Raw genomic sequence first — 21,678 nt, forward strand, 5'->3', positions numbered from 1 at the left:
GATTCATGGCGCTGGCTCCTTACTGCGCAACCTAACTCCCCACTGGGTGTCGTAGTCGCCATTAGGATCATCGCTGGGCAGCCAGGGCTGGGTATACTTCAGCGCTTTATAGCGCTCCTGAAGGGTAAGCCATTGGCTTTCATAGCGGCCTGATAGGGATGTGAGCTTTGTCGCTTGGCTCTGGCGTAACTTTACTTGGCTGAGCATATCGGCATGGCGACTCTCCCCCCCCCACAGCGCCAGCTCGTTATCGTCGGTGAGTGACAGCAGCACGACATTAACCGTAGGCTCATCTACCAACCTTGTGCCTATCTCTTGTTCTTCCTGCCACTGATCGCTTTTTATATAGCCCGCTTCCAGGTTGAGCGCGTTGAAATTAGCCATTGAGCCCGCCGTTCTCTGCATTCCCTTTTGCTCGTAGCGCGCTGCTTGCAGGGCATCAGGAATATCGTCAGATACAGCGCCATAAACACTTTCAATGAGATCTCTCGCCTCTTCGGGCATACGGATTGCTTCCAGGCGACGCAGTACCCGCTGGGTTAACCAACTTAACGATGTGTCGCGGTAAACCGCCTGAGTGCCGGGCAGCGTGCGCTTGAGCCAATGTTCATCGGGGTCATCTGCCCAAGGCGGTGCTAGTACCAGCAGGCGCGGCAGGCAGCGTTCACCACGCTGGTGGCGTTGTAAGCGTCCTGCCCGCTGGATAAGTAGATCAATAGGGGCAATATCGCGGAGCATCACATCGACATCGCAGTCGAGAGACTCCTGAAATACCTGGGTACTGATCAACACTTGCCCCTTGCGTATATCAGGCGTTGAGTCTTTGCCTAAACGCTCAATGACCTGGGACTCAATGCGTTGCCTATCCACCATGGCAAAGCGGCTGTGGAACAGCAGGCAGCGCTCTGGGTCAGGGTGTCGGGCGGCGATGGCTTCGAATGCGCGAATAGCGTCATCTACTGTATTGCCCCCCCAAGCGATACACTCACCGGCCTCCACTGCTTCCAGCACCGCCTCTATCGCCTGCTCTTCTTCGTTTAACCAAGCGACTTCAACGCTTCTGGACACCTCTGTGCGCGAGCCCAGAGGCAACTCCAACGGCTGCCCTACACTCACATGGGTCAATAACGGAAAATCATCTTTTTGCGGTTGCGTTGTCGGCTGTCCAAGCCCCGTTTGCCAAGCCGCCATTAAGGCACTGCGCATGGCATGGGGTAGCGTGGCCGTTAGCAGAATAGCGCTACCGCCTTGCCGGGCATGGTAAGCCAACAGTTGGCTGAGCAGTGTTTGCATGTAATTGTCGTAGGCGTGCACCTCATCAATGACGAGCACCTTGCGCGCCAGCCCGTATAAACGCAGCGATTGGTGGCGAAACGGCAAAATGGCCATTAACGCTTGGTCGATGGTGCCTACGCCGACTTCCGCTAGCAGCGCCTTTTTACGTGAATCTACTAGCCATTGATTGCAGCGACTGGTAGCCGACAGTTCGCTAGCGGTGTAATCCAAATCGGTAGGCTGAGATGTGGCAACGGCGGCGATAAAATCGTCGTTTAAGTCACGCGCACCGTGGGCGAGAACAAAAGAAGGAGAAGATTCAGCGGTATAAAAGCGTCGATGCAAATAGCCTAGCCGTGAATACATCGCGTTAGAAGTTGCCATGGTGGGCAGTGCAAAATAGAGCCCATCGCCGTGGCCTGCCGCTAACAAGCGCTGGGTAAGAATGCAGGCAGCTTCCGTTTTCCCTGCACACGTAACATCTTCCAAGATAAATAGCTGCGGCATATCTGCGATTTCTATTGTCTCGGCAGCTTGCTGCAAGGGTGTTGGCTTGATGGATTGTTTGCCAAACCAGTCGGTCATACCTGCGTAAGGTAATGGTTTGGAAATGCTGTTAAAGCCTGTTTCCTGCAGCGCTTTTTCAGCATTGGCTAAAGCGATTTGCCAATAATCAGTGAGAGGAAGCTTTTCTTGCAGATAAGGAAAGTGATTTTTATTCGAGCCGAGCCAATCACTTAATGTCGCCCAGCCTGCAATGCTCCAGCTAAGCGTTTGCAGCGCATAAACCCACTCTTCAGAACATAAATGCTCTACAGGCCAATCAGGCGGCACAATATTGGCCCAATCAGCAATACACTGCCGTGATGCTTCTAGGTCATCTGAATATTCGTCGCTGCAAAAAAACGTATCTACTTCGATGCTACCTGCGTTCACTGGCTGGCAATGGTGGCCAAAGAAAGGAGCCGTAAGAACAGGGAGAACTATGCGAAGCGCCTTTCGCTCAGTGCGGCCCCATCCAGCAGGCCACTGTAACGTGCCATTTTCAAACCAATCAGGCCACTTGGCATCCCAAATGACGGCCCCTAAGCGGTCATGGCGTTGTGTATAGGTGTATTGGGCGACAGGAGGAGCCAGCCCCAGGCTCGATAAAGGCTGAAAAAGACCTTGAAAGGAGCGTGAAAAATTACCGATATCGTGCAAGCCTAGCCAAAAAACTAGCAAGTTACGCAACTGCTTAGGCTCTAAACTTAGCTGCGCTGCTAGGCGTTGCGTTAGCGGTCTATCAGGTGAAAGCAGTAACCAACCAACAGCCGCTACATCCAGGCTGTTGGTAAGGCAGTAAATGACATTCTACCGCCTCCCCCTTGGCTTTTGCCTTTCCCCCAATAACGATAGTAAGTCACCGTTACCTCCCTAATCTTTATTTTATGCTCCTATCTAATCATCCTTCGCTTTATAACGCCATTAATCTTCGCCATTCTTAGCCCGTCTGATTCACCCCGGCCCTGCGCTATCGTCGTGCTACGCTTAATGCTAATTCACGGCTTTTAGGTGTTCTGTTATGCGCTTACGTCAACTTTCACGGGGTACCTTGGCGGCGGGGGCGGCGCTGCTGCTGTCGCTGCCTGCTCAGGCACAAACCAGTGCCGATTGGGCAGCTTACGATGAGGTGTTTGAGCGGGGGGCCCAGCACGCGCAGTGGTGGGATGCGGGTTGGACGGGCATCTATGCCGCAAGCCTTGCGTTTGATGCTTACCAAGCCAGCGAAGCCAACGACCCGGACGACCGTTTTGATGCCCGCGTAGGAGTCGTAAAATCGGCGTTAGCCCTGGGCGGTATGTTGACGGATCGCCAGCCGCATCAGGCGGCGCTGGTAGACCACGAGCGCCTTAAAGCGCAGGGCGAATTAAGCGGCGTTCAAGCTGTGGGGTTGCAACTGGCCCAGGCGGAGCGGGAGCGCCGTGGGTTTGAGGCGCGTGTTAGCTCGCTGGTGGTGAACACTGTGGCGGGGGGGGGAATTGCCGCTGACGGTCGCGAGCGCGATGGTGCCATCAACTTCGCTACAGGCATGCTGATTAATGAACTGCAAATTTGGACGCAGCCTAATCAGGCCTCCAGCGCGATTAACCGCTTTCAGCCTGCCCGCGTGTCTCTTGGCCCCATCACGTTAGAAGGCGAATACGCGCTGATGGTATCGCCCCAGCAGATTGGCGCTACCTGGCGCTATTAGGTCGTTACCTCCTCTCTAGGCTATTTATCTACGCTCCGTGCCTGCATTGCCATTGTCACTTTGTTAGGCACTTTTGGAGTGGGCGGAAGATTAGCGCGCTTACCGTTGTCAGCGGGCTGTGAGCGCGTAAAATATCCGCCACTTTTTTTGGTTTCACCAAATGTTATGTTATAACTTATTTATTCGATAGCGAGGACGCTCGATGAGTGAGCACATGCATGGCCATAACAAGGAAGGCCCTTGTCATTTTTCGCTGATGTCGTTGTCTGCCACTAAGCGGTTGGGCTTTGTCGTGTTCCCGTTGCTGGCGCTTTGGGGGCTGGTGGTGTGGGCAGGCGGGTGGCCGTTTTGAGTGAACGTTCCTCTTCGCGTTTGCAGCTGCACGACCTGCACTTGGCCCAGGGCCGTCGCACGGTGTTAGAACATGTGGATGGCGATATTAAGCCCGGCGCGATTACCGCACTCATTGGCGCGAACGGTGCCGGTAAAAGCACGCTGATTCAGGCCATTATGGGTGAGCTTCGGCCGATTAGCGGCAAGGTGGTATGCACGGGGGATAAAGCGCGCCGGGCGTGGCTGCCCCAGCAGCTGGCGTTAGACCTCACCTTCCCCATGAGCGTGGAAGAGCTGGTGATGACCGGCAGTTGGCCAAGCCACGGGGCGATGAAAGGCTACTGTGCGGCCCACTATCGCAAAGGCCGCGAGATTATGGCGCGCCTGGGGATTTCTCACTTGGCTCACCGCCCGCTGGGCGAGCTTTCCGGCGGCCAGCGCCAGCGGGCGCTAATTGGCAGCTCGCTAATGCAGGAAGCCGAGCTGCTGCTGCTAGACGAGCCGTTTGCCAACGTAGATAGCGATACGGTCGATATTTTGATTCGCATTTTGCGCCAGATGGCTGACGAGGGCGTCACGATCATTATTGTGCTGCACGATATGGACCACCTGCGCAGCTTGGCGGATGAGGTGTTGATGCTGAATGGCGGCCATGGCCGTTGGGTCGCTCCCAGCGCGCTCAACCACCAGCATGCCCCGGCCCAAGTGGTGCCGTTTACCTTAGGAGGCCGTCATGCTGGCACTGCTTGATGCATGGTTCATTGCACCGTTTGATTATGGCTTTATGCGCCGTGCCGTGGTCGGCGGCCTTGCCCTTTCATTGGCCTCGCCGCCGCTTGGGGGTGTTTTTGGTGCTGCGCGGCATGAGCCTGATTGGCGATGCCATGGCCCACGCGATTTTACCCGGCGTGGCGCTGGGCTTTTTACTGGCGGGCTTTTCGCTGCCGGTGGTGAGTGTGGGCGGCGTGCTGTTTGGGGTGATGGTGGCGCTGCTGGCGGGGGCGGTCTCGAAAATGGGCGGCCAGCGGGAAGATGCGGCCATGGCGAGCTTTTTTATTATTTCGTTGGCCGCTGGGGTCATGCTTATCTCGATGGGTGGCAGCAGTGTGGGTCTTACCCACGTGCTGTTCGGCTCCATTTTGGCGATTAACTCGACGGCGGTGCTGCTGATTGCCTCGATCAGTACGCTGATTGTGATCACTCTGGCGATTATTTTCAGCGCCCTGGTGGTGGAGTGTTTAGACCCGCTGTTTTTACGCGGCCAAAGTAGTCGCAGCGGTTGGGTTCATAGCGTCTTTTTAGGGCTGCTGGTACTGAACTTAACGGCGGGCTTTCAAACCCTGGGCACGCTGATGGCCGTTGGTTTTATGATGCTACCCGCTACGGCAGGTCGGTTTTGGAGCAAGCGGTTAGAAGGCTTGATCGGGATTGCCGTGGTGTTAGCAATGCTGGCCAGTACCGGCGGGCTGCTGCTGTCGTTTCATTTGGACACGCCCTCAGGCCCCAGCATTATTTTGCTGGCCGGGGTGGGGTATTTACTCTCGGCGCTGTTTGGCCGTTACCACAGCTTGGCCGCTAAGTTACGACGCAAAACCACGCCTTTGGCGCTGGAGCAGTCGCACTAGCGGGTTGATGTTCATACGGTTATTTCTTAAATCAGGAGCATGTTATGTCGCTTTTCTCTTCATCGCGTTGGCTGGTGGGCGTTTCGGCCGTGTTGGCACTGCCTGCCGCCATGGCGAACGAGCGGGTGCAGGTTGTCACCAGCTTTTCTATTTTGGCGGATATGGTGGAAAACGTCGGTGGAGAGCATGTAGCGGTCAGCCCGCTGGTGGGCCCTGATGGCGATGCCCACGTTTTCTCCCCCAGCCCTGGCGATGCCCGTGCGCTAGCCGGGGCTGACTTAGTGGTCTTCAACGGCTTGCTGTTTGAGGGCTGGATGGAGCGCCTGATTGACTCCAGCGACTACAGCGGCCCGATGGTCACCGCCACCGACGGCCTTTCTCCGCGCGCCTTTGCAGCGCACAGCGATGATGAGCACGGTCACGATGCGCATGAGCATGAGCATGAGCATCATGACGAGCACGAGCATGAGGAACACGGTCACGACGATCATGCTCATGATGACCATAGCGGCCACGAACATGGAGACGAAGATCCTCACGCTTGGCAGGACCTGCAGCAGGCCAAGGTTTACGTCACCAACATTCGTGATGGCTTGATCGAGGCGGATAGCGCCAACGCGCAGAGCTACCAAGCCAACGCCGAGCGCTACCTGGCAGAGCTGGATAGCGTTGATGCCGAGATTCGTGAGCTGCTCAGCGAGATTCCTGCGTCGGCCAGCGTGATCACCGGGCACGATTCGTTTGGCTATTTCTCAAGCGCCTACGGTGTCAATTTCCTCTCGCCGGTCGGGCTCTCTACCGAAGCCGACCCCAGCGGCGCCAGCATGGCGGCCCTGGTGGATGTGATTGAGCAAGAGAACGTGCAAGCGCTGTTCCACGAGAACATGACCAACCAAGCGATCATTACGCAGTTGGCGGAAGGGACTGGCCTACCCATGGCAGGCACCCTTTACGCGGATGCGCTGGCCAGTGAAGGCGATGCCAGTACGTACCTGGGCATGATGCGCCACAATGCGCAGTGGCTGCACGACGCTCTTGCAGAGCCGGGCCATGATGATCATGATCATGACGACCACGACCACGACCACGACCACGACCACGACGATCATGGTCATAGCCACTGATTCATACCGTGAAGACAAAAATACCGCCAACCCGGCGGTATTTTTTTGCATTGCATTTTTCGCGTTGGATGGGGAGACTTGCATCACCGACTTTCGTTAACGCTGTTTAAACCACTGCAAAGAGCCAATGCCATGCGCCTAAACGCCGATTTTAGCCACTTTGCCTGTGTCACGCCGGAGCAGTACCGCTGGGTGGCCTCCCCCAGTGCGGGCGTAGAACAAATGATGCTGGATCGCATCGGCGATGAAGTGGCCCGAGCCACTAGCCTGGTACGCTACGCGCCTAATAGCCAGTTCAGCCACCACACCCACGACGGCGGCGAGGAAATTCTCGTGCTAGAGGGCGTGTTTGCGGATGAGCATGGCCGCTACCCCGCTGGCAGCTACCTGCGTAACCCGATTGGCACTGGCCATACGCCGCAGATTGGCGAAGAGGGCGCGCTGATACTGGTTAAGTTGCATCAGTTTGATGAGAACGACCTGCTCCAACTGGCGATTCCTGCCCACCGCTTGCCCTGGCAGCCTGACCGTCGGCCGGGCATTACCTACAAAATGCTGCACACCTTTGGCGATGAGCGGGTCAGCCTGGAGCGTTGGGAGAGCGATACCACCATCGACTACCCTGCCCTGCCCGGAGGCTTAGAGCTATTGGTGCTGGAAGGCTCGCTGTGCGACGCGAGCAGCGAAGACCCGAAAGGCAGTTGGTGCCGCTATCCACCTGGTGCGGCCCCGCAGCTTCGTGCAGGCCAACACGGTGTGATGATGTACGTTAAGCGCGGGCACCTATCTGACGCCCTTTCCCAGGCTAGCGCGCCAGGCCAATAAATGGCAGCAGAGTGAGCAGCGCAATCAGAACCACCGCCACCATGACCAGCGTTACCTGAAACGGGTGCTCCGCTAAGCGCCGCCAGAGTGTTGGCGCTTCATTGCGGGCCAGCGCTTCTTGATGGGCTTGGCGTGCGTTAGCTTGGCGTTCGGCCTGATACTCGGCCAATGCGGCCTCTGCGTCGTCACGCTGGGCAGGGTTGCGCAGCCAAATGGCATCGACCCCCAGGCGGAAAAAGCCCGCCTGGGTTTCGTACACATCAAAGCCATGCTCATCCAGCAGTTGGCGGACTTCCATGGCCTCTTCATCGGTTACATGGCGCAACCGAAACAGCAAATGGGCCATCTTAGTCGCCCATGGCTGCCATGCGGTCGGCTTGAATCACTTCAATCCAGTAGCCATCCGGGTCTTTCACGAAGATAACGTCTTTCATCTTGCCCTGGTCGGCACGCTTCACGAAGGTTACGTCGTGCTCATCAAACCACGCCTGGGCGGCTTCTAAATCCGGCACGTTGAAGCAGATATGGCCAAAGCCCTGGGGCTCAGCGTTGCCATCGTGGTAGGCAAAATCCTGCTGGGTTTCGGTGCCCCAGTTGTGGGTCAGCTCTAACAGGCCTTTCTGGCTAACGGTCCAGGCGGTGCGGGCTTGGGTTTCTTCCGGCACGCTGTCGCTGGCTTCCACGTTGGCGAGGAAGTAGAGCGAAAACTGCATCTCTTCAAAGTCCAGCCGGCGCAGCACCTGCATACCGAACACTTTGGAGTAGAACGCCAGGGCGCGTTCCGGGTCTTTTACCCGCAGCATGGTGTGATTTAAGCGAAAACCCTGAGTTTGCGGGGCAACGGGGGCAACGCCTGGGTGCTGTTCACCTTGAAACGACATACAACTCTCCTATTGCGGGTTGGGGCATCATGAAAAGTATGCTGATATAACGCAAATTCTTTGACGAACATATTACTTTGTACAAGGCTTAGGCTGCTAACAGCGTCAAGCTGTCTACCGCTATTTGCGTATTGATCATTTTGCTTACTTCCCCCTGTTATGAGGGCGCAGGTTGTATATTTCCAGCCCTCACCCAAGGAGCCTTTATGTCCCGCGATCGAAACGTACTAGGTGAGCCGTTAACACCCTGCTGCCACTCTCCTAAAACCTGCTTCTACCGCGATGGGTTTTGCCGCGTTGGCCCTGACGATGTGGGAGTGCATTCGGTATGCGCGCTGGTTACTGAGGAGTTTTTAGCCTTTTCTAAAGCACAGGGAAACAATTGGGTTCCCCCTCGCCCGGAGTAGGGCTTTCCGGGCCGGACCCCAGGCGACCGCGGGTGCTTATGCGCCCACCGCTGGGCCGAAGCTGCCGAGGTAGGGCTGGCACCGCCGGTGATTCTTTCCGGCACGAACGAGCGCACCCTGGAGATTATTCCACTGATTAAGCTACAGCAGCATGCGTTGGATGCGGTGCATTAATCTGTACCGCTACCTATTGCGACTTCATTGGTGAAAATTAGCCACTGGAATTTCTATGCAACCTCTCTACACTTCTATTTCAATAACTCTACAATTTAGTTAGCGATGCCCCAATGGCGGCGTCCGATGGGAGTGTGCCATGACCGCAATCGATATGACGCTTGGCGACCGCCTAACGTTGAAGCAGTTAGCCCACGCGATTCAAACCGGCTTTTCGCCGATTGTCGAAGTGGAGTCCATGGACGGTATCTATAAGGTTCGCTTCCATCACGCTAATGCGGGTGTCGGATCTTAGCGATGCCCACGGCCGCGTTCGTACTTTTCTTGGCACAGGGGAGATTCGCGATACCCTGGGGCAGTTGGGGCTTACCCATGGCGTGCTCACCTGCGCTGACCAGTGCGGCGATGAGATGATTGGTGTCTCTGGCCGTGCAATTACCCCAGATGAAATGCTGACCTACGGCACCCGCATCGCCTTCCGCTAATCGTTGCTGAAAAGTAGCGGCTGCACTGGGGCTTTACAGCCTCGCTCAAGGCTAGGATAGTACCCCCAACGACAGGGGCGCCGCTTGGCGGCTGAGAAGCACCCTTTGAACCTGAACCGGATAACGCCGGCGTAGGTAGTCGTGGTGCTTTTCACCACCTCCTCCGCCGGGAGGATGCTATGACCCACCCCCCGCTTGGCGAGATGCTCGTCACTCTGCGCGATACCACGCCGCTTGTTCACTGCATGACTAACTATGTTGCGATGAACAGCACGGCTAACCTGCTGCTGGCTACGGGCGCCTCGCCTGCCATGCTGCATGCCCCTGAAGAGGTGGCTGAATTCACCGCAATAGCGGGCGCACTCTCCATTAACATTGGCACGCTCTCTACCCCTTGGGCAGAGTCGATGCAGCTTGCCGCTCGCACGGCTAAAGAAACAGGCACCCCGAGGGTGTTAGACCCAGAAGCGGTCGGGGCCACCGCCTTTCGTCAGCAGGTCTGCACCGCGCTGCTTGCCCATCGGCCTAACGTCATTGGCGCCAACGCATCGGAAGTCATGGCGCTCACTGGCTTAGCCAGCCAAGGTCGCGGCGTCGATGTCACCACCACAACGGAGGATGCCGCCCAAGCGGCGATCAAGCTGGCAAAGCAGCAGTGCTGCATTGTTGCCATGACCGGCGAAACCGATTTTATTACCGATGGCACCCACCACTACCGTTTAACGGGCGGCCACGCGCTAATGCCGCGCGTAACCACCCTGGGCTGCGGGTTAAGCGCTTTGGTAGCGGGGTTTTTGGCCGCCAACCAGGCCCATCCACTTTCGGCAACGCTGGCTGCGCTGGCGTGCTTCAGCATTGCCGGAAGCCGTGCGGGGCAGCAGGCCAGTGGGCCGGGCAGTTTTCAGGTCGCGCTACTGGATGCGCTGTATGCCCTTACCCCTGACGATCTCTCTTCTCTTAGCCAGCTGGAGACGCTCCATGCCGTTTGATCTTTCGCTCTATTTAGTCACCGATGCTGCGTTATGCGCCGAAACGGGGCTTGAATCGACCGTGAAAGCCGCCGTGAAGGGGGGCGTGACCATGGTGCAGCTGCGCGATAAGCATGCCAGCGATAAGGCCATGATTGCCCAGGCAACACGGCTGAAAGCACTGCTGGAAGGTAGAGGTGTGCCCGTGATCATTAATGACCGCTTAAACGTCGCCATCGCCAGCCGCGCCGATGGCCTGCACGTTGGCCAGAGCGACACCGCCGTTCAAGAGGCGCGCCAGGCACTGGGGCGCCAGGCCATTATTGGGCTGTCGATCAATACGTTGGAACAGCTGCAAAGCGCCCCCGTGGCGCTGCTGGATTACGTGGGACTGGGGCCGGTGTTTGCTACCGTGAGCAAGCAGGATCACGCTCAGCCGATTGGCTTTGATGGCTTAGCAGAGCTTGCCAGCGCCTGCCCCCTGCCCAGCGTGGCGATTGGCGGCTTAAAAGCCGAACACGCTGCTCAAGTCAGTGCGACAGGCGCGAACGGCATCGCGGTGATTTCAGCAATTTGCGGCCAGTACGACCCACACCAAGCGGCTCTCGCGTTTCGCGCCGGATGAGTCCGTTTATCCACCTCACCGCCTTTGCCAACGTAGTGGCTGAGTTTGGCAGGCCATCTCCGTGGAGCTTTCCCCATGCTACCTAGCCTGTTTATTTCCCATGCCTCGCCCATGCTTGCCCTAACGCCCACCCCCGCCCATCACTTTTTACGGGAGTTGGGCCAAACCCTACGCCCTAAGGCCGTGGTGGTCGTTTCCGCGCACTGGGAGACCCCACACTTGCAGGTCAGCAGCAGCGTAAAGCCTGTCACCATCCACGATTTTGGCGGCTTTCCTGATGCGCTGTTTGCGGTTCAGTACCCTGCTCCTGGTAACCCTGGGCTGGCCCAACGGCTGGCCAAGCAGCTCGGCGCCACGCCCGTGGAGCGCGGCCTGGACCACGGTGCCTGGGTGCCACTCTCACTGATGTACCCTGACGCTGACGGCCGGTAGTGTCGCTTTCGCTTCCCAGCCGTTGGAGTAATACCGAGCTGATAGCCCTGGGCGAGCAGCTGGCAATGCTGCGCCAGGAGGATATTTTAGTGGTTGGCTCGGGGAGCTTGACCCATAACCTCTATGAGCTTCAGCCACAGGGTAGCCAGATACCGGCCTGGGTAGGTAGCTTTGCCGAGTGGGTTAATGCACGGCTGCGCGAGGGCGATCGTGACGCGCTGGCCAACTGGCAAACCGCCCCAGACGCCAAGCGCAATCATCCCACGCCAGAGCACTTCCAGCCGCTGCTGGCGGCTATGGGAGCAGGCGGCAGCGCCGCCACCCAGCTACACCACAGTGTTGAGCACGGCGTGCTGGCAATGGATGTCTATCAGTTTGCCTAGCGCTTACGCTGTGGGGCGGCGCTTCAAAGTGGTGCGTCGGTCATGGTAGGCAATGGCGAGCCCGCTGATCATAATCAGTACGCTGCCGACCCATACCCAGAGGTCGGGCAGTTCACCCCAGAACCACCAGCCTAGCAGCACTGCCCAGAGCATCGCGGTGTAATCAAACGGTGCCGCAATGGCTGCAGGTGCATAGCGAAACGCAAGAGTAATAAATGCCGTGGCCCCTACGCCTAACACGCCGGAACTACAAAGCCTAGCCAGTGCCAGGGCTGCGGCGTTTGCCATACCCAGGGCAAGCTGATTGCGGTGACCACCAGCGGCACCATGGTCATGTAGAACACCATGGCCCAGAGGTGCTCGTTCGCGCCATAGCGCCGCGCCGTGACCATCATCAGGGCATAAAATACCGCTGCGGCCAGCAAAATCATGGCGCCTAGTTGAAACGCATCTCCGCCCGGCCGAACTACAATCAGCACGCCCACAAAGCCTACCAGTGATGCTACAAGCACTGGCGGATCAATACGCTCACCTAAAAGCGGCACGGATAGCAGCGTGACAAATAGCGGTGCGACAAACGCAATGGCGGTGGCTTCTGCCAGGGTAACAGGGTTACCCCCCACACAAAGCACACCATGGTGGCGGTGTAGATCACCCCACGCAGAAGATGACCGCCTGGCCGCTTTGTGCGCAGCTTACGTAGCCCGCCGCTAAAATAAGCCAACAGAGCAATGAGCGGTAACGATACCAGCGTGCGGAAAAAAATAATTTGTATCGGGGAGTGCACCGCCCCTAACCCCTTTGATACTGCGTCCCCTAGTGCTAAAAACAGCACGCCTAAGCACATGCAAAGTATGCCTTTTAAGGATGGCGTCATAAACATGCTCCTTGTGTTGCTATTGTTATGGTCCTACTCGGATATCATCGACATACAATAAAAAGCCCCGCCAACGTACATTAGCGGGGCGGTGAACCACTGCGGTGGTTAAAGGCTTGCGTTGACCACCATACAATCCATGCCCTGCGCCTGAAGCGTTTGGAAAGCTTGCCGCGCCTGGGATTCGTTTAGCGAGACCACACGGGCGAAATACCGTGGCTTGTTATTGAAGTGGGTCGATCGCTACGCGCCCGCCGACACTGTTGGGTAAGCGCTGCACGGCTTGGCGAGCCAATTGCTCAGCTTGGGCCGCCTGGCTAAAGGCACCTACTTGAATGCCCCAGCCAGCAGAGGCCATTTGCGCAGTGGGAGATGCCGTCGCCAGCACGCGCTCCTGCTCAATAAAGGCTTGCAGTGGATCTTGCGAGGCAGCTTCTGGTGCCTCCTCACGTGCGGCCTCCGCTTGGAGAAGCTGGGCCTCAACGGTTTGTGCCGGCGTACTGTTAGACATGGGCCGTGTGGGTGATAGCGACGTGGCGGAGACATTAGCCATCATCGGTTGTGAGCGAGGCTGAGTAAGCGGTTGGGCTGGTCCCGCAAACCCCATAAACTCACTTGAGAAACTGGTATCAGCAAGCCATGAGCGTTGATCTCTTAGCGACGCACGCATAAAGCTGCGGTCTAGCAGATCTGCCATATGGGTATCACGGGAAGAGGAACTGAATCCACCCATCACTACGGCTACCATACGGCGGCCATAATGGACAGCAGTGGTGGCCACGGTAAAGCCTGAGGCGCGAATGAAACCAGTTTTTAAGCCATCGGCCCCTGGGTAGTCACGCACCAATCGGTTGTGGCTGGTATGGCGAGTACCGCGGTAGGTGAACTCCTGCAAACCGAAATAGTGGTAATACTGGGGAAAGTCCTGCATCACCCGCACCGAGAGCGTCAACATATCTCGCGCGGTGGTGATTTGCAGATCATCCGGTAAGCCCGAAGCATTGCGGAAGGTAGTGGCATTCATGCCCAACTCACTCGCCGTCGCCGTCATCAGGTTCGCAAAGCGTTGCTCGCTGCCTCCTAGTGCCTCTGCCACCACGACCGCCACATCGTTGGCAGAACGCACTGCTAAGGCGCGAATGGCCGTATCCACCGGGATAGAGCTACCTGCCGAGAGCCATAGTTTGGTCGCGGGCATGGCCGCTGCCTGGGCCGAGACGGACAGCGGCTGATTGAGGCTCAGCGTGCCATTTTCCAGCGCTTCAAACGTTAAATATAACGTCATCATTTTGGTTAGCGATGCGGGGTAGCGCGGCTCATCAGCATTTTCAGCGTACATTACCTCGCCGTTCTCCAGATCGACCACAATGCCTGCATAACGCGGGTTTCCCTGGGCACTAGCGCTGCCAACGAACGTCACGACGAGCACTATTAACAGCCATTGAGCTACCCAAGACGCTGCGCCCATTCTCCGTGTTGTTGCCATACCGACCTCTTGCTGATTGAACACGCCGCGATGCCGTTTACCGCTCTTACGGCTGCTGCTTTAGCCTAGCATGCCTACTGCATAAATTGATCTGCACATGTTTGATTAACACTCATAAGCCTAGGTATTTCCAGCGTAGAAGCATAAAAAAAACCGACCCAAAAGGGTCGGTTTTCATTTTGCTAAAAAAGAAGGGATAGCCTTACTCAGCTACAGCTTCTTCTTCAGCTACCGGACGGTCTACTAGCTCAACGTAAGCCATCGGGGCGTTGTCGCCAGTGCGGAAACCGCACTTGAGAATACGGATGTAACCACCCGGACGCTCGGCGTAACGCGGACCCAGCTCGTTGAACAGTTTGCCGACGGCTTCTTTGGAGCGCGTACGAGCAAACGCCAGACGGCGGTTTGCAACGCTATCCTGCTTACCCAGGGTGATCAGCGGCTCGATAACGCGACGCAGTTCCTTGGCCTTAGGCAGGGTTGTCTTGATAACTTCATGTTCGACCAGCGAGACAGACATGTTCTTGAACATGGCCTGACGGTGCGAGCTGGTACGATTCAGATGACGACCACTCTTACGATGACGCATGGTTGTGATTCCTTACCAAACTGGGACTCAAGTCGACACTCACGCGGAGGCCTTGTCGTCCTTCAGGCTAGCGGGTGGCCAATTTTCCAGCCGCATACCGAGGGACAAGCCACGCGCCGCCAATACATCTTTGATTTCATTCAAAGACTTTTTACCGAGGTTCGGGGTCTTCAACAGCTCCACTTCTGTGCGCTGAATCAGATCACCGATGTAGTAAATATTCTCGGCTTTTAGGCAGTTAGCGCTGCGTACGGTCAACTCAAGATCGTCTACGGGGCGCAATAGGATAGGATCAACGTGATCCTCTTCCTCGTCGACTTCCTGCTCTTTGTCAGCTTCCAGGTCGACGAAGGCGGCCAGCTGCTCTTGCAGAATGGTCGCACTGCGACGGATAGCCTCTTCCGGATCCAGGGTACCGTCAGTTTCCAGGTCGATAATCAGCTTATCGAGGTCGGTACGCTGCTCAACACGAGCGGCTTCGACCGAGTAGGAAACGCGGCGAACAGGGCTGAAGGTGGCATCCAGCTGCAGGCGGCCAATAGCACGGGTCTCTTCATCAGAGCCACGAGCGTCAGCCGGTTCGTAACCACGACCCAGCGATACCTTAAGCTGAATTTTCAGCTCGGCACCTTCATTGACGTGTGAATGACGTGGTCCGGGTTGACGATTTCGACGCTATGATCAAGCGCAATGGCGCCAGCGGTGACGACGGCTGGGCCCTGCTTGTTCAGCGAGAGCACCGCCTCATCGCGGCTGTGCATCTTGATCGCAACATCTTTCAAGTTCAGGAGGATTTCGATGACATCTTCCTGCACCCCTTCGAGCGCACTGTATTCGTGCTCTACACCGGCAATTTCAGCCTCTACCACGGCAGCGCCGGGCATGGATGAAAGCAGAATGCGACGAAGTGCATTCCCCAGGGTGTGACCAAAGCCGCGCTCGAACGGTTCGAGAACGATTTTGGCATGATGTGCGCTGATTTCTTCGACCTTGATGTCGCGAGGACGAAGAAACTTTGTCACTGAACGCTGCATATGAACACCTTTCAGGCTGCCAAACGGATACTGAGTACTCTAAAGCACAATACTCAAGAGCATCTGGGCGGTTAGCTTTGCTATCCCGCCCAGGCCTACAGAAGCAGAAACGTAAATCAAACTGCTTACTTGGAGTACAGCTCGACGATCAGGTTTTCGTTGATGTCGGCAGACAGGTCACCGCGTTCAGGCAGAGCCTTGAAAGTGCCTTCCATCTTCTTGGCGTCGATTTCGATCCAAGCGATGTCGCCACGGTTGGCAGCAATGCTCAACGCGTTTTGAATACGGGCTTGGTTCTTCGCCTTTTCACGGATAGCAACAACGTCACCGGGCTTCACTTGGTAGGAAGCAACGTTAACGGTGCGGCCTGTCACGGAAATCGCCTTGTGGCTGACCAGCTGACGCGCTTCAGAGCGAGTCGAGCCGAAGCCCATGCGGTAGACGACGTTGTCCAGTCGGGATTCAAGCAGTTGCAGCAATACTTCACCGGTCGCACCTTTCAGGCGAGCGGCTTCTTTGTAGTATTTGCGGAACTGCTTTTCGAGTACGCCATACATACGGCGTACTTTCTGCTTCTCACGAAGCTGCAAGCCGTAGTCGGAAAGACGGTGCGGACGCTGGCCGTGTACACCCGGGATTTGCTCGGATTTACACTTTTTCTCGAAGGGAGTCACGCCACTCTTCAGGAAGAGGTCGGTGCCTTCACGACGAGACAATTTGCACTTAGGTCCAATATAACGAGCCATGAATCTGTCTCCTTAAACGCGGCGTTTCTTAGGCCGGACGGCAGCCATTATGGGGAATGGGCGTCGCGTCTACGATGCTTTGCACGCGGAAGCCGGCGGCATTCAGTGCGCGCACGGCGGATTCACGGCCGGGACCGGGGCCTTTGACCAGCACGTCTACGTTTTTCACACCATACTCGGCTGCAGCAGTCGCTGCACGTTCACTTGCTACTTGAGCAGCGAACGGGGTGCTCTTGCGAGAACCACGAAAACCCGAACCACCGGCTGTTGCCCAAGAGAGAGCGTTGCCCTGGCGGTCTGTGATCGTCACGATCGTGTTGTTAAAAGAGGCATGGATGTGCGCTACGGCGTCCACTACCTGCTTTTTAACCTGTTTACGGTTAGTACGCGGGTTAGCCATGTTGATGTCTATTCCTGTCTTAACGTCAGCTCTCTATTAAAGAGCCTGCGTGTTATTTGCGGATCGGCTTACGCGGGCCCTTACGGGTACGCGCGTTAGTCTTAGTCCGCTGACCACGCAGCGGAAGACTACGACGATGAAGCAGACCACGGTAGCAGCCTAAGTCCATGAGACGCTTGATGTTAAGCGTGACATCACGACGAAGGTCGCCTTCTACGGTAAACTTACCAACTTCAGAACGCAGGGTATCCAGCTCGTCGCCAGACAGATCCTGGATCTTGGCAGTCGGCGCGATACCGGCAGCAGCACAGATGTGCTGAGCGCGAGTACGGCCAATCCCGAAGATATAGGTCAGCGAGATCGCCGCATGCTTGTTGTCCGGGATATTGACGCCTGCAATACGCGCCATCAGCTTACTCCGAAATTTGAGCGGCTTGCTCGTTTATTCATCTACAAAAGGCGCAACAGCATACCCCTTTAAGAGCCCTAAGGCAAGGGGTATGCCGGCACCGGCTTAATACAGCCCAGGTTTAGCCGTGACGCTGTTTGTGCCGCGGTTCGATGCAAATGACGCGAACAGCGCCATTGCGACGAATAATCTTACAGTTACGGCACATCTTCTTTACGGAAGCTCGAACTTTCATCGTTCTCTCCAATTCGCAACGGCGCGCCTCGGCACATGATGCCGCCGCTACCGTAGCCTTTCAGGTTGGACTTCTTCATCACTGAGTCATATTGATGCGACATGAGATGCGACTGCACCTGGGCCATGAAGTCCATGATGACCACTACCACGATCAGAAGCGACGTTCCGCCGAAGAAGAACGGTACGTTCCACGCTACGATCAGGAACTGGGGCATCAAGGAAACCGCAGTGATATACAAGGCACCGAACAGAGTGAGACGAGTCATCACCTGGTCGATATAGCGAGCGGTCTGCTCGCCGGGGCGAATGCCCGGCAGGAAGGCGCCTGACTTTTTCAAATTGTCAGCCACATCCTTGGGGTTGAAGACCAGCGCTGTGTAAAAGAAGCAGAAGAATACCACTGCCGCCGCGAAAAGCAAGATGTAAAGCGGTTGGCCGGGGCCTAACGTTTGTGATGCACGCTACAACCACTCCATCCCTTCACCAGCACCCACCCACTGACCGATAGAGGCCGGGAAGAGAAGAATACGAAAGCAAAAATAGCTGGAAAAAACACCCGCCATGTTTACTTTCAAAGGTAAGTAGCTGCTTTGGCCTGCATACATCTTATTGCCGACCTGGCGTCGCGGGTAGTTCACTTTAAGGCGGCGCTGACCGCGCTCAATGAACACCACAAACGCAACGGTGGCAATACCTAGCACTGACAGCGCTAACAGCGGAAGAACATTCCAGGCCCCTTCATTGCGAGCAAGCTCAAACGCTTGCCCCACGGCACTGGGCAGCCCAGCGACGATCCCTGCGAAGATCAGCAGCGATATGCCGTTGCCGATACCCTTCTCAGTGATCTGCTCACCTAGCCACATCATAAACACCGCGCCTGACACAAATGTGATGATCGCAGTGAAATAGAAGCTGAAGTCAGCGCTGTAAGCGATGCCTTGGCTAGCCAGACCCACGGACATGCCGGTAGCCTGGACAAGTGCCAGTATCACCGTGCCGTAGCGGGTGTACTGGCTGATCTTGCGGCGGCCAGCCTCGCCCTCTTTCTTGAGCTGTTCAAGATGAGGGGAGACCGCAGTCATAAGCTGCATGATAATCGACGCCGATATATAAGGCATAATGCCCAAGGCGAGGACGCTCATGCGCTCCAGGGCGCCACCCGAGAACATGTTGAACATGCCTAGGATGGTGCCCTGTTGCTCCCTAAACAAGGCAGCAAGCTGGTCAGGATTGATACCGGGAACGGGAATGTGGGCACCAATACGGTACACCACGATGGCGAGGAGCACGAAGCGCAAACGCGCCCACAGTTCACTCAGACCGCTGCCCATCGCCGGCATATTTCCTGACTTGGCCATTTAGTCCTCTACCTTGCCGCCAGCGGCTTCGATCGCTTCACGGGCACCTTTGGTGACCTTGATACCACGAACGGTAACCGCCTTATTCAGTTCGCCAGAAAGGATGATCTTCGCGTGTTGCGTAGCATCCTTCAGCACGTTGGCTTGCTTCAGAGTTTCCATAGTGACTTCGTCTCCGGCAACTTTGGCAAGCTCAGCCAGGCGTACTTCTTCAGATACCAGCGACTTAGCAGACGTGAAGCCAAACTTCGGCAAACGACGCTGCAGCGGCATCTGACCGCCTTCGAAACCAGGCTTGACGCTACCGCCACTGCGAGATTTCTGACCTTTGTGGCCACGGCCGCCGGTCTTACCAAGACCGGAACCGATACCACGGCCAACGCGCTTTTCAGCGGGTTTGGAGCCCGGTGCCGGGCTCAGGGTATTGAGTTTCATGGATTACTCTCCCTCAACGCGCACAAGGTAGTTAACCTTGTGGATCATGCCGCGCACGGCAGGGGTGTCTTCCAGCTCAACCGTATGACCGATGCGACGCAGACCCAGGCCTTTCATAGTAGCCTTGTGCTTGGGCAAAACGCCGATGGTGCTGCGGATCTGGGTAACCTTGATCGTTGCTGCCATGGTGCCTTACCCCGTGATCGCTTCGACAGACAGACCGCGCTTAGCGGCCACGTCTTCCGGTGCTTGCATGGAGGAGAGACCTTTGACAGTCGCCCGTTCCACGTTAACCGGGTTGGTGGAACCGTAGCACTTGGCCAGTACATCGTGGACACCGGCTAGCTCTAGTACAGAGCGCATGGCGCCTCCGGCGATGATACCGGTACCTTCAGAGGCCGGCTGCATGTACACCTTGGAAGCGCGATGACGGGCTTTTACCGGGTACTGCAGTGTGTGGCCTGCAAGGTTAACCTTGACCATGTTGCGACGAGCTTGGTCCATCGCTTTCTGGATTGCGACCGGCACTTCACGCGCCTTGCCACGACCGAAACCGACACGACCTTTACCATCACCAACGACGGTCAGTGCGGTGAAGCCGAAAATACGACCACCTTTGACCACCTTGGCGACGCGGTTGACCTGCACTAACTTCTCTTGCAGATCGCCGCTTTGCTGTTCGTTCTTCGCCATCGTAAAACCCTTTAGAATTCCAGGCCGCCTTCACGAGCGGCGTCGGCCAGAGCCTTGACGCGACCGTGATACTTAAAGCCAGCACGGTCGAAGGCCACCTGGGTGATGCCTGCTTCTTTAGCTCGCTCAGCAATCAGAGCACCGACCTTAGAGGCCGCGTCTGTGTTGCCGGTCGCACCCTCGCGCAGTGCTTTGTCCAGCGTAGAAGCACTGGCTAGCACTTTGCCACCATCCGGCGAGATAATCTGCGCGTAGATGTGACGCGGGGTACGGTTGACGCACAGGCGATACACGCCCAGCTCGCGGATCTTGGCGCGAGCGCGGCGGGCACGACGGAGACGAGATTCTTTCTTCGCGTTCATAACCCTGCCTTACTTCTTCTTGGCTTCTTTGCGACGCACCTGCTCGTCGGCGTACCGAACACCCTTGCCTTTATACGGCTCAGGCGGACGGAAGGCGCGGATTTCCGCGGCGCACTGACCGAGCATCTGCTTGTCCGCGCTTTTCAGCACGATCACGGTGTTTTTCGGCGTTTCCGCTGTAACACCCTTAGGCAGTTCGTAGTCGACCGGGTGCGAGAAGCCCAGTGAAAGATTGAGCGTCTGGCCCTTAGCTTGGGCACGATAACCGACGCCAACAATTTCGAGAGTTTTTGTGAAACCCTCGGATACGCCCGTTACCAGGTTCTGAACCAAGGCGCGGGTAGTACCGGCCATTGCCCAGCTCTTGGCAGACTCACTCGGGGCGAAGGTCAGCTGACCATCTTCCTGACCGATCACCACGTCTTGGTGAACAGTCATAGATAGTGTGCCCTGGCCGCCTTTGGCGGTCAGCTGGTCGGCATTGATTTTAACCTCAACGCCGGCAGGCACTTTAACCGGATATTTCGCTATGCGGGACATTCCAGCCTCCTAGAATACGGTGCAGATGACTTCGCCACCGACGCCTGCTTGGCGCGCGGCACGATCGGTCATGACACCATTAGAGGTGGTGACAATCGCGATACCCAGACCATCGGCGACCTTAGGCAGGTTGTCCTTGCCCTTGTACTGGCGCAGAGACGGCTTGGAAAACCCGCTGAATGTGCTCAATAACCGGCTTGCCCTCAAAATACTTGAGAGTCACGGTGAGCTCGGGTTTAACGCCTTCAGCCACCGTAAAGTCGGTAATGTAGCCTTCTTCCTTTAGCACTCGGGCCACTTCAACTTTCAGCTTGGAGGACGGCATGGTAGCCGTCTCCTTGGTGGCCATCTGCGCATTGCGGATACGGGTAAACATATCCGCCAGAGTGTCTTGCATGCTCATTTAATGTGCGCTCCTGATGATTCTACGTGGCGTTACCAGCTGGACTTTTTCAGACCAGGGACGTCGCCACGCAGCGGCTTCACGCAGCTTGTTACGGCCGAGACCGAACTTGTTGTAAAAACCGTGCGTACGGCCAGTCACGCGGCAGCGGTTACGCTGACGCACCGGGCTTGAGTCGCGCGGCAGTTGCTGCAGCTTCAGCGTCGCCTCGAAACGATCTTCTTCAGAAGCGTTCACGTCCGAGATGATTTTCTTGAGATCTGCGCGCTTAGCCGCATACTTCTCGACTAGCTGAGTACGCTTGAGCTCACGCTCTACCATACTTTTCTTAGCCATGAT

23 protein-coding genes, 9 pseudogenes and 1 riboswitch are annotated in these 21,678 nt (G+C 56.6%); of the genes and pseudogenes, 13 read left to right on the top strand and 19 right to left on the bottom strand.

Features of this window, described 5'->3' with window-relative positions; genetic code table 11:
* Positions 1-3: 3 nt before the first annotated feature.
* The gene (gene cas3 / locus B4967_RS15305) at positions 4-2,622 is read right to left on the bottom strand and encodes a CRISPR-associated helicase Cas3' (RefSeq protein ID WP_340638798.1); all 2,619 of its coding nucleotides are present in this window, start codon (positions 2,620-2,622) and stop codon (positions 4-6) included.
* A 217-nt stretch (positions 2,623-2,839) separates the two neighbouring features.
* Between cas3 and B4967_RS15310 the strand changes: the two genes are divergently transcribed.
* The 6 genes and pseudogenes from B4967_RS15310 to B4967_RS15330 all read left to right on the top strand — a co-directional run bounded on the left by B4967_RS15310 (position 2,840) and on the right by B4967_RS15330 (position 7,415).
* On the top strand, positions 2,840-3,508 hold the full coding sequence (locus tag B4967_RS15310; protein WP_083026171.1) for a hypothetical protein: 669 nt from the start codon (positions 2,840-2,842) through the stop codon (positions 3,506-3,508).
* Positions 3,509-3,710: 202 nt separating this feature from the next.
* Positions 3,711-3,860, top strand: a complete 150-nt coding sequence (locus B4967_RS18170; protein ID WP_192859219.1) for a hypothetical protein — start codon at positions 3,711-3,713, stop codon at positions 3,858-3,860.
* A complete protein-coding gene (locus B4967_RS15315; protein ID WP_083026173.1) occupies positions 3,857-4,591 on the top strand; it encodes a metal ABC transporter ATP-binding protein in 735 nt (244 codons plus the stop codon). The genes B4967_RS18170 and B4967_RS15315 overlap by 4 nt, the downstream gene beginning before the upstream one ends.
* Positions 4,575-5,466, top strand: a pseudogene (locus B4967_RS15320) (metal ABC transporter permease). Before B4967_RS15315 ends, B4967_RS15320 begins: the two are co-directional and overlap by 17 nt.
* Before the next feature lie 44 nt (positions 5,467-5,510).
* Positions 5,511-6,590 (top strand): metal ABC transporter solute-binding protein, Zn/Mn family, encoded by a 1,080-nt coding sequence (locus tag B4967_RS15325; protein WP_083026175.1) that lies wholly within the window; start codon positions 5,511-5,513, stop codon positions 6,588-6,590.
* Between the two features lie 132 nt (positions 6,591-6,722).
* Entirely contained in the window at positions 6,723-7,415 is a 693-nt protein-coding gene (locus tag B4967_RS15330; RefSeq protein WP_083026177.1) for a cupin domain-containing protein, read from the top strand.
* On the opposite strand, the gene B4967_RS15335 is transcribed toward B4967_RS15330, so the two are convergent.
* On the bottom strand, positions 7,396-7,761 hold the full coding sequence (locus tag B4967_RS15335; protein ID WP_083026179.1) for a DUF6164 family protein: 366 nt from the start codon (positions 7,759-7,761) through the stop codon (positions 7,396-7,398). The two genes, B4967_RS15330 and B4967_RS15335, sit on opposite strands and share 20 nt — an antisense overlap.
* Position 7,762: 1 nt before the next feature.
* Positions 7,763-8,296: a lactoylglutathione lyase gene (gene gloA / locus B4967_RS15340; RefSeq protein WP_083026180.1), complete on the bottom strand. Its 534-nt coding sequence runs from the start codon at positions 8,294-8,296 to the stop codon at positions 7,763-7,765.
* A 206-nt stretch (positions 8,297-8,502) separates the two neighbouring features.
* Here gloA and B4967_RS15345 point away from each other — a divergent pair.
* The 7 genes and pseudogenes from B4967_RS15345 (at position 8,503) to B4967_RS20510 (ending at position 11,770) form a co-directional block, all read left to right on the top strand.
* Positions 8,503-8,877: pseudogene (locus B4967_RS15345) on the top strand (DUF2237 family protein).
* A 139-nt stretch (positions 8,878-9,016) separates the two neighbouring features.
* Positions 9,017-9,172, top strand: a complete 156-nt coding sequence (locus B4967_RS19810; RefSeq protein WP_243470637.1) for a hypothetical protein — start codon at positions 9,017-9,019, stop codon at positions 9,170-9,172.
* Complete coding sequence (locus B4967_RS19815; protein WP_243470638.1) at positions 9,159-9,362, top strand: hypothetical protein; 204 nt, start codon at positions 9,159-9,161, stop codon at positions 9,360-9,362. Before B4967_RS19810 ends, B4967_RS19815 begins: the two co-directional genes overlap by 14 nt.
* Positions 9,363-9,425: 63 nt before the next feature.
* A riboswitch (TPP riboswitch) is annotated at positions 9,426-9,517 on the top strand.
* A 24-nt stretch (positions 9,518-9,541) separates the two neighbouring features.
* Positions 9,542-10,351 carry a hydroxyethylthiazole kinase gene (gene thiM / locus B4967_RS15355; RefSeq protein ID WP_083026182.1) on the top strand — a complete coding sequence of 270 codons (810 nt, stop codon included), beginning with the start codon at positions 9,542-9,544 and terminating at the stop codon, positions 10,349-10,351.
* Complete coding sequence (gene thiE, locus B4967_RS15360) at positions 10,341-10,955, top strand: thiamine phosphate synthase (protein WP_083026184.1); 615 nt, start codon at positions 10,341-10,343, stop codon at positions 10,953-10,955. Before thiM ends, thiE begins: the two co-directional genes overlap by 11 nt.
* 75 nt (positions 10,956-11,030) lie before the next feature.
* Positions 11,031-11,387 carry a dioxygenase family protein gene (locus B4967_RS20505; protein WP_279384721.1) on the top strand — a complete coding sequence of 119 codons (357 nt, stop codon included), beginning with the start codon at positions 11,031-11,033 and terminating at the stop codon, positions 11,385-11,387.
* Entirely contained in the window at positions 11,387-11,770 is a 384-nt protein-coding gene (locus B4967_RS20510) for a dioxygenase family protein (RefSeq protein ID WP_279384722.1), read from the top strand. Before B4967_RS20505 ends, B4967_RS20510 begins: the two co-directional genes overlap by 1 nt.
* Positions 11,771-11,773: 3 nt before the next feature.
* Here the strand turns inward: B4967_RS20510 and B4967_RS15370 are convergent.
* From B4967_RS15370 to rpsN, 16 genes and pseudogenes are all read right to left on the bottom strand, one after another.
* Positions 11,774-12,647, bottom strand: a pseudogene (locus B4967_RS15370) (DMT family transporter).
* A gap of 108 nt (positions 12,648-12,755) precedes the next feature.
* Positions 12,756-14,115: pseudogene (locus tag B4967_RS15375) on the bottom strand (D-alanyl-D-alanine carboxypeptidase).
* A 220-nt stretch (positions 14,116-14,335) separates the two neighbouring features.
* Entirely contained in the window at positions 14,336-14,722 is a 387-nt protein-coding gene (gene rplQ / locus B4967_RS15380; protein ID WP_083026186.1) for a 50S ribosomal protein L17, read from the bottom strand.
* A gap of 39 nt (positions 14,723-14,761) precedes the next feature.
* A pseudogene (locus B4967_RS15385) lies at positions 14,762-15,756 on the bottom strand (DNA-directed RNA polymerase subunit alpha).
* Between the two features lie 125 nt (positions 15,757-15,881).
* On the bottom strand, positions 15,882-16,502 hold the full coding sequence (gene rpsD / locus B4967_RS15390; RefSeq protein ID WP_083026188.1) for a 30S ribosomal protein S4: 621 nt from the start codon (positions 16,500-16,502) through the stop codon (positions 15,882-15,884).
* A 12-nt stretch (positions 16,503-16,514) separates the two neighbouring features.
* A pseudogene (gene rpsK / locus B4967_RS15395) lies at positions 16,515-16,902 on the bottom strand (30S ribosomal protein S11).
* Between the two features lie 52 nt (positions 16,903-16,954).
* The gene (gene rpsM / locus B4967_RS15400) at positions 16,955-17,311 is read right to left on the bottom strand and encodes a 30S ribosomal protein S13 (RefSeq protein ID WP_083026194.1); all 357 of its coding nucleotides are present in this window, start codon (positions 17,309-17,311) and stop codon (positions 16,955-16,957) included.
* 121 nt (positions 17,312-17,432) lie between these two features.
* A complete protein-coding gene (gene rpmJ, locus B4967_RS15405; RefSeq protein ID WP_083026196.1) occupies positions 17,433-17,546 on the bottom strand; it encodes a 50S ribosomal protein L36 in 114 nt (37 codons plus the stop codon).
* Between the two features lie 34 nt (positions 17,547-17,580).
* Positions 17,581-18,906, bottom strand: a pseudogene (gene secY, locus B4967_RS15410) (preprotein translocase subunit SecY); the annotation flags it as partial.
* Positions 18,907-19,341, bottom strand: coding sequence for a 50S ribosomal protein L15 (rplO, locus tag B4967_RS15415; RefSeq protein WP_083026198.1), 435 nt, complete (start codon positions 19,339-19,341; stop codon positions 18,907-18,909).
* A 3-nt stretch (positions 19,342-19,344) separates the two neighbouring features.
* Entirely contained in the window at positions 19,345-19,527 is a 183-nt protein-coding gene (rpmD, locus tag B4967_RS15420; protein WP_009723888.1) for a 50S ribosomal protein L30, read from the bottom strand.
* Between the two features lie 6 nt (positions 19,528-19,533).
* Entirely contained in the window at positions 19,534-20,034 is a 501-nt protein-coding gene (gene rpsE / locus B4967_RS15425; protein WP_083026199.1) for a 30S ribosomal protein S5, read from the bottom strand.
* Positions 20,035-20,045: 11 nt separating this feature from the next.
* On the bottom strand, positions 20,046-20,396 hold the full coding sequence (gene rplR, locus B4967_RS15430) for a 50S ribosomal protein L18 (protein ID WP_044628825.1): 351 nt from the start codon (positions 20,394-20,396) through the stop codon (positions 20,046-20,048).
* Positions 20,397-20,405: 9 nt separating this feature from the next.
* Positions 20,406-20,936: a 50S ribosomal protein L6 gene (gene rplF, locus B4967_RS15435; RefSeq protein ID WP_083026201.1), complete on the bottom strand. Its 531-nt coding sequence runs from the start codon at positions 20,934-20,936 to the stop codon at positions 20,406-20,408.
* Positions 20,937-20,945: 9 nt separating this feature from the next.
* Positions 20,946-21,339: pseudogene (gene rpsH, locus B4967_RS15440) on the bottom strand (30S ribosomal protein S8).
* 32 nt (positions 21,340-21,371) lie between these two features.
* Positions 21,372-21,675 (bottom strand): annotated as a pseudogene (gene rpsN / locus B4967_RS15445) (30S ribosomal protein S14).
* Positions 21,676-21,678 lie beyond the last annotated feature (3 nt).

The organism is Vreelandella lionensis (genome assembly GCF_002087295.1).
Taxonomy (GTDB): domain Bacteria; phylum Pseudomonadota; class Gammaproteobacteria; order Pseudomonadales; family Halomonadaceae; genus Vreelandella; species Vreelandella lionensis.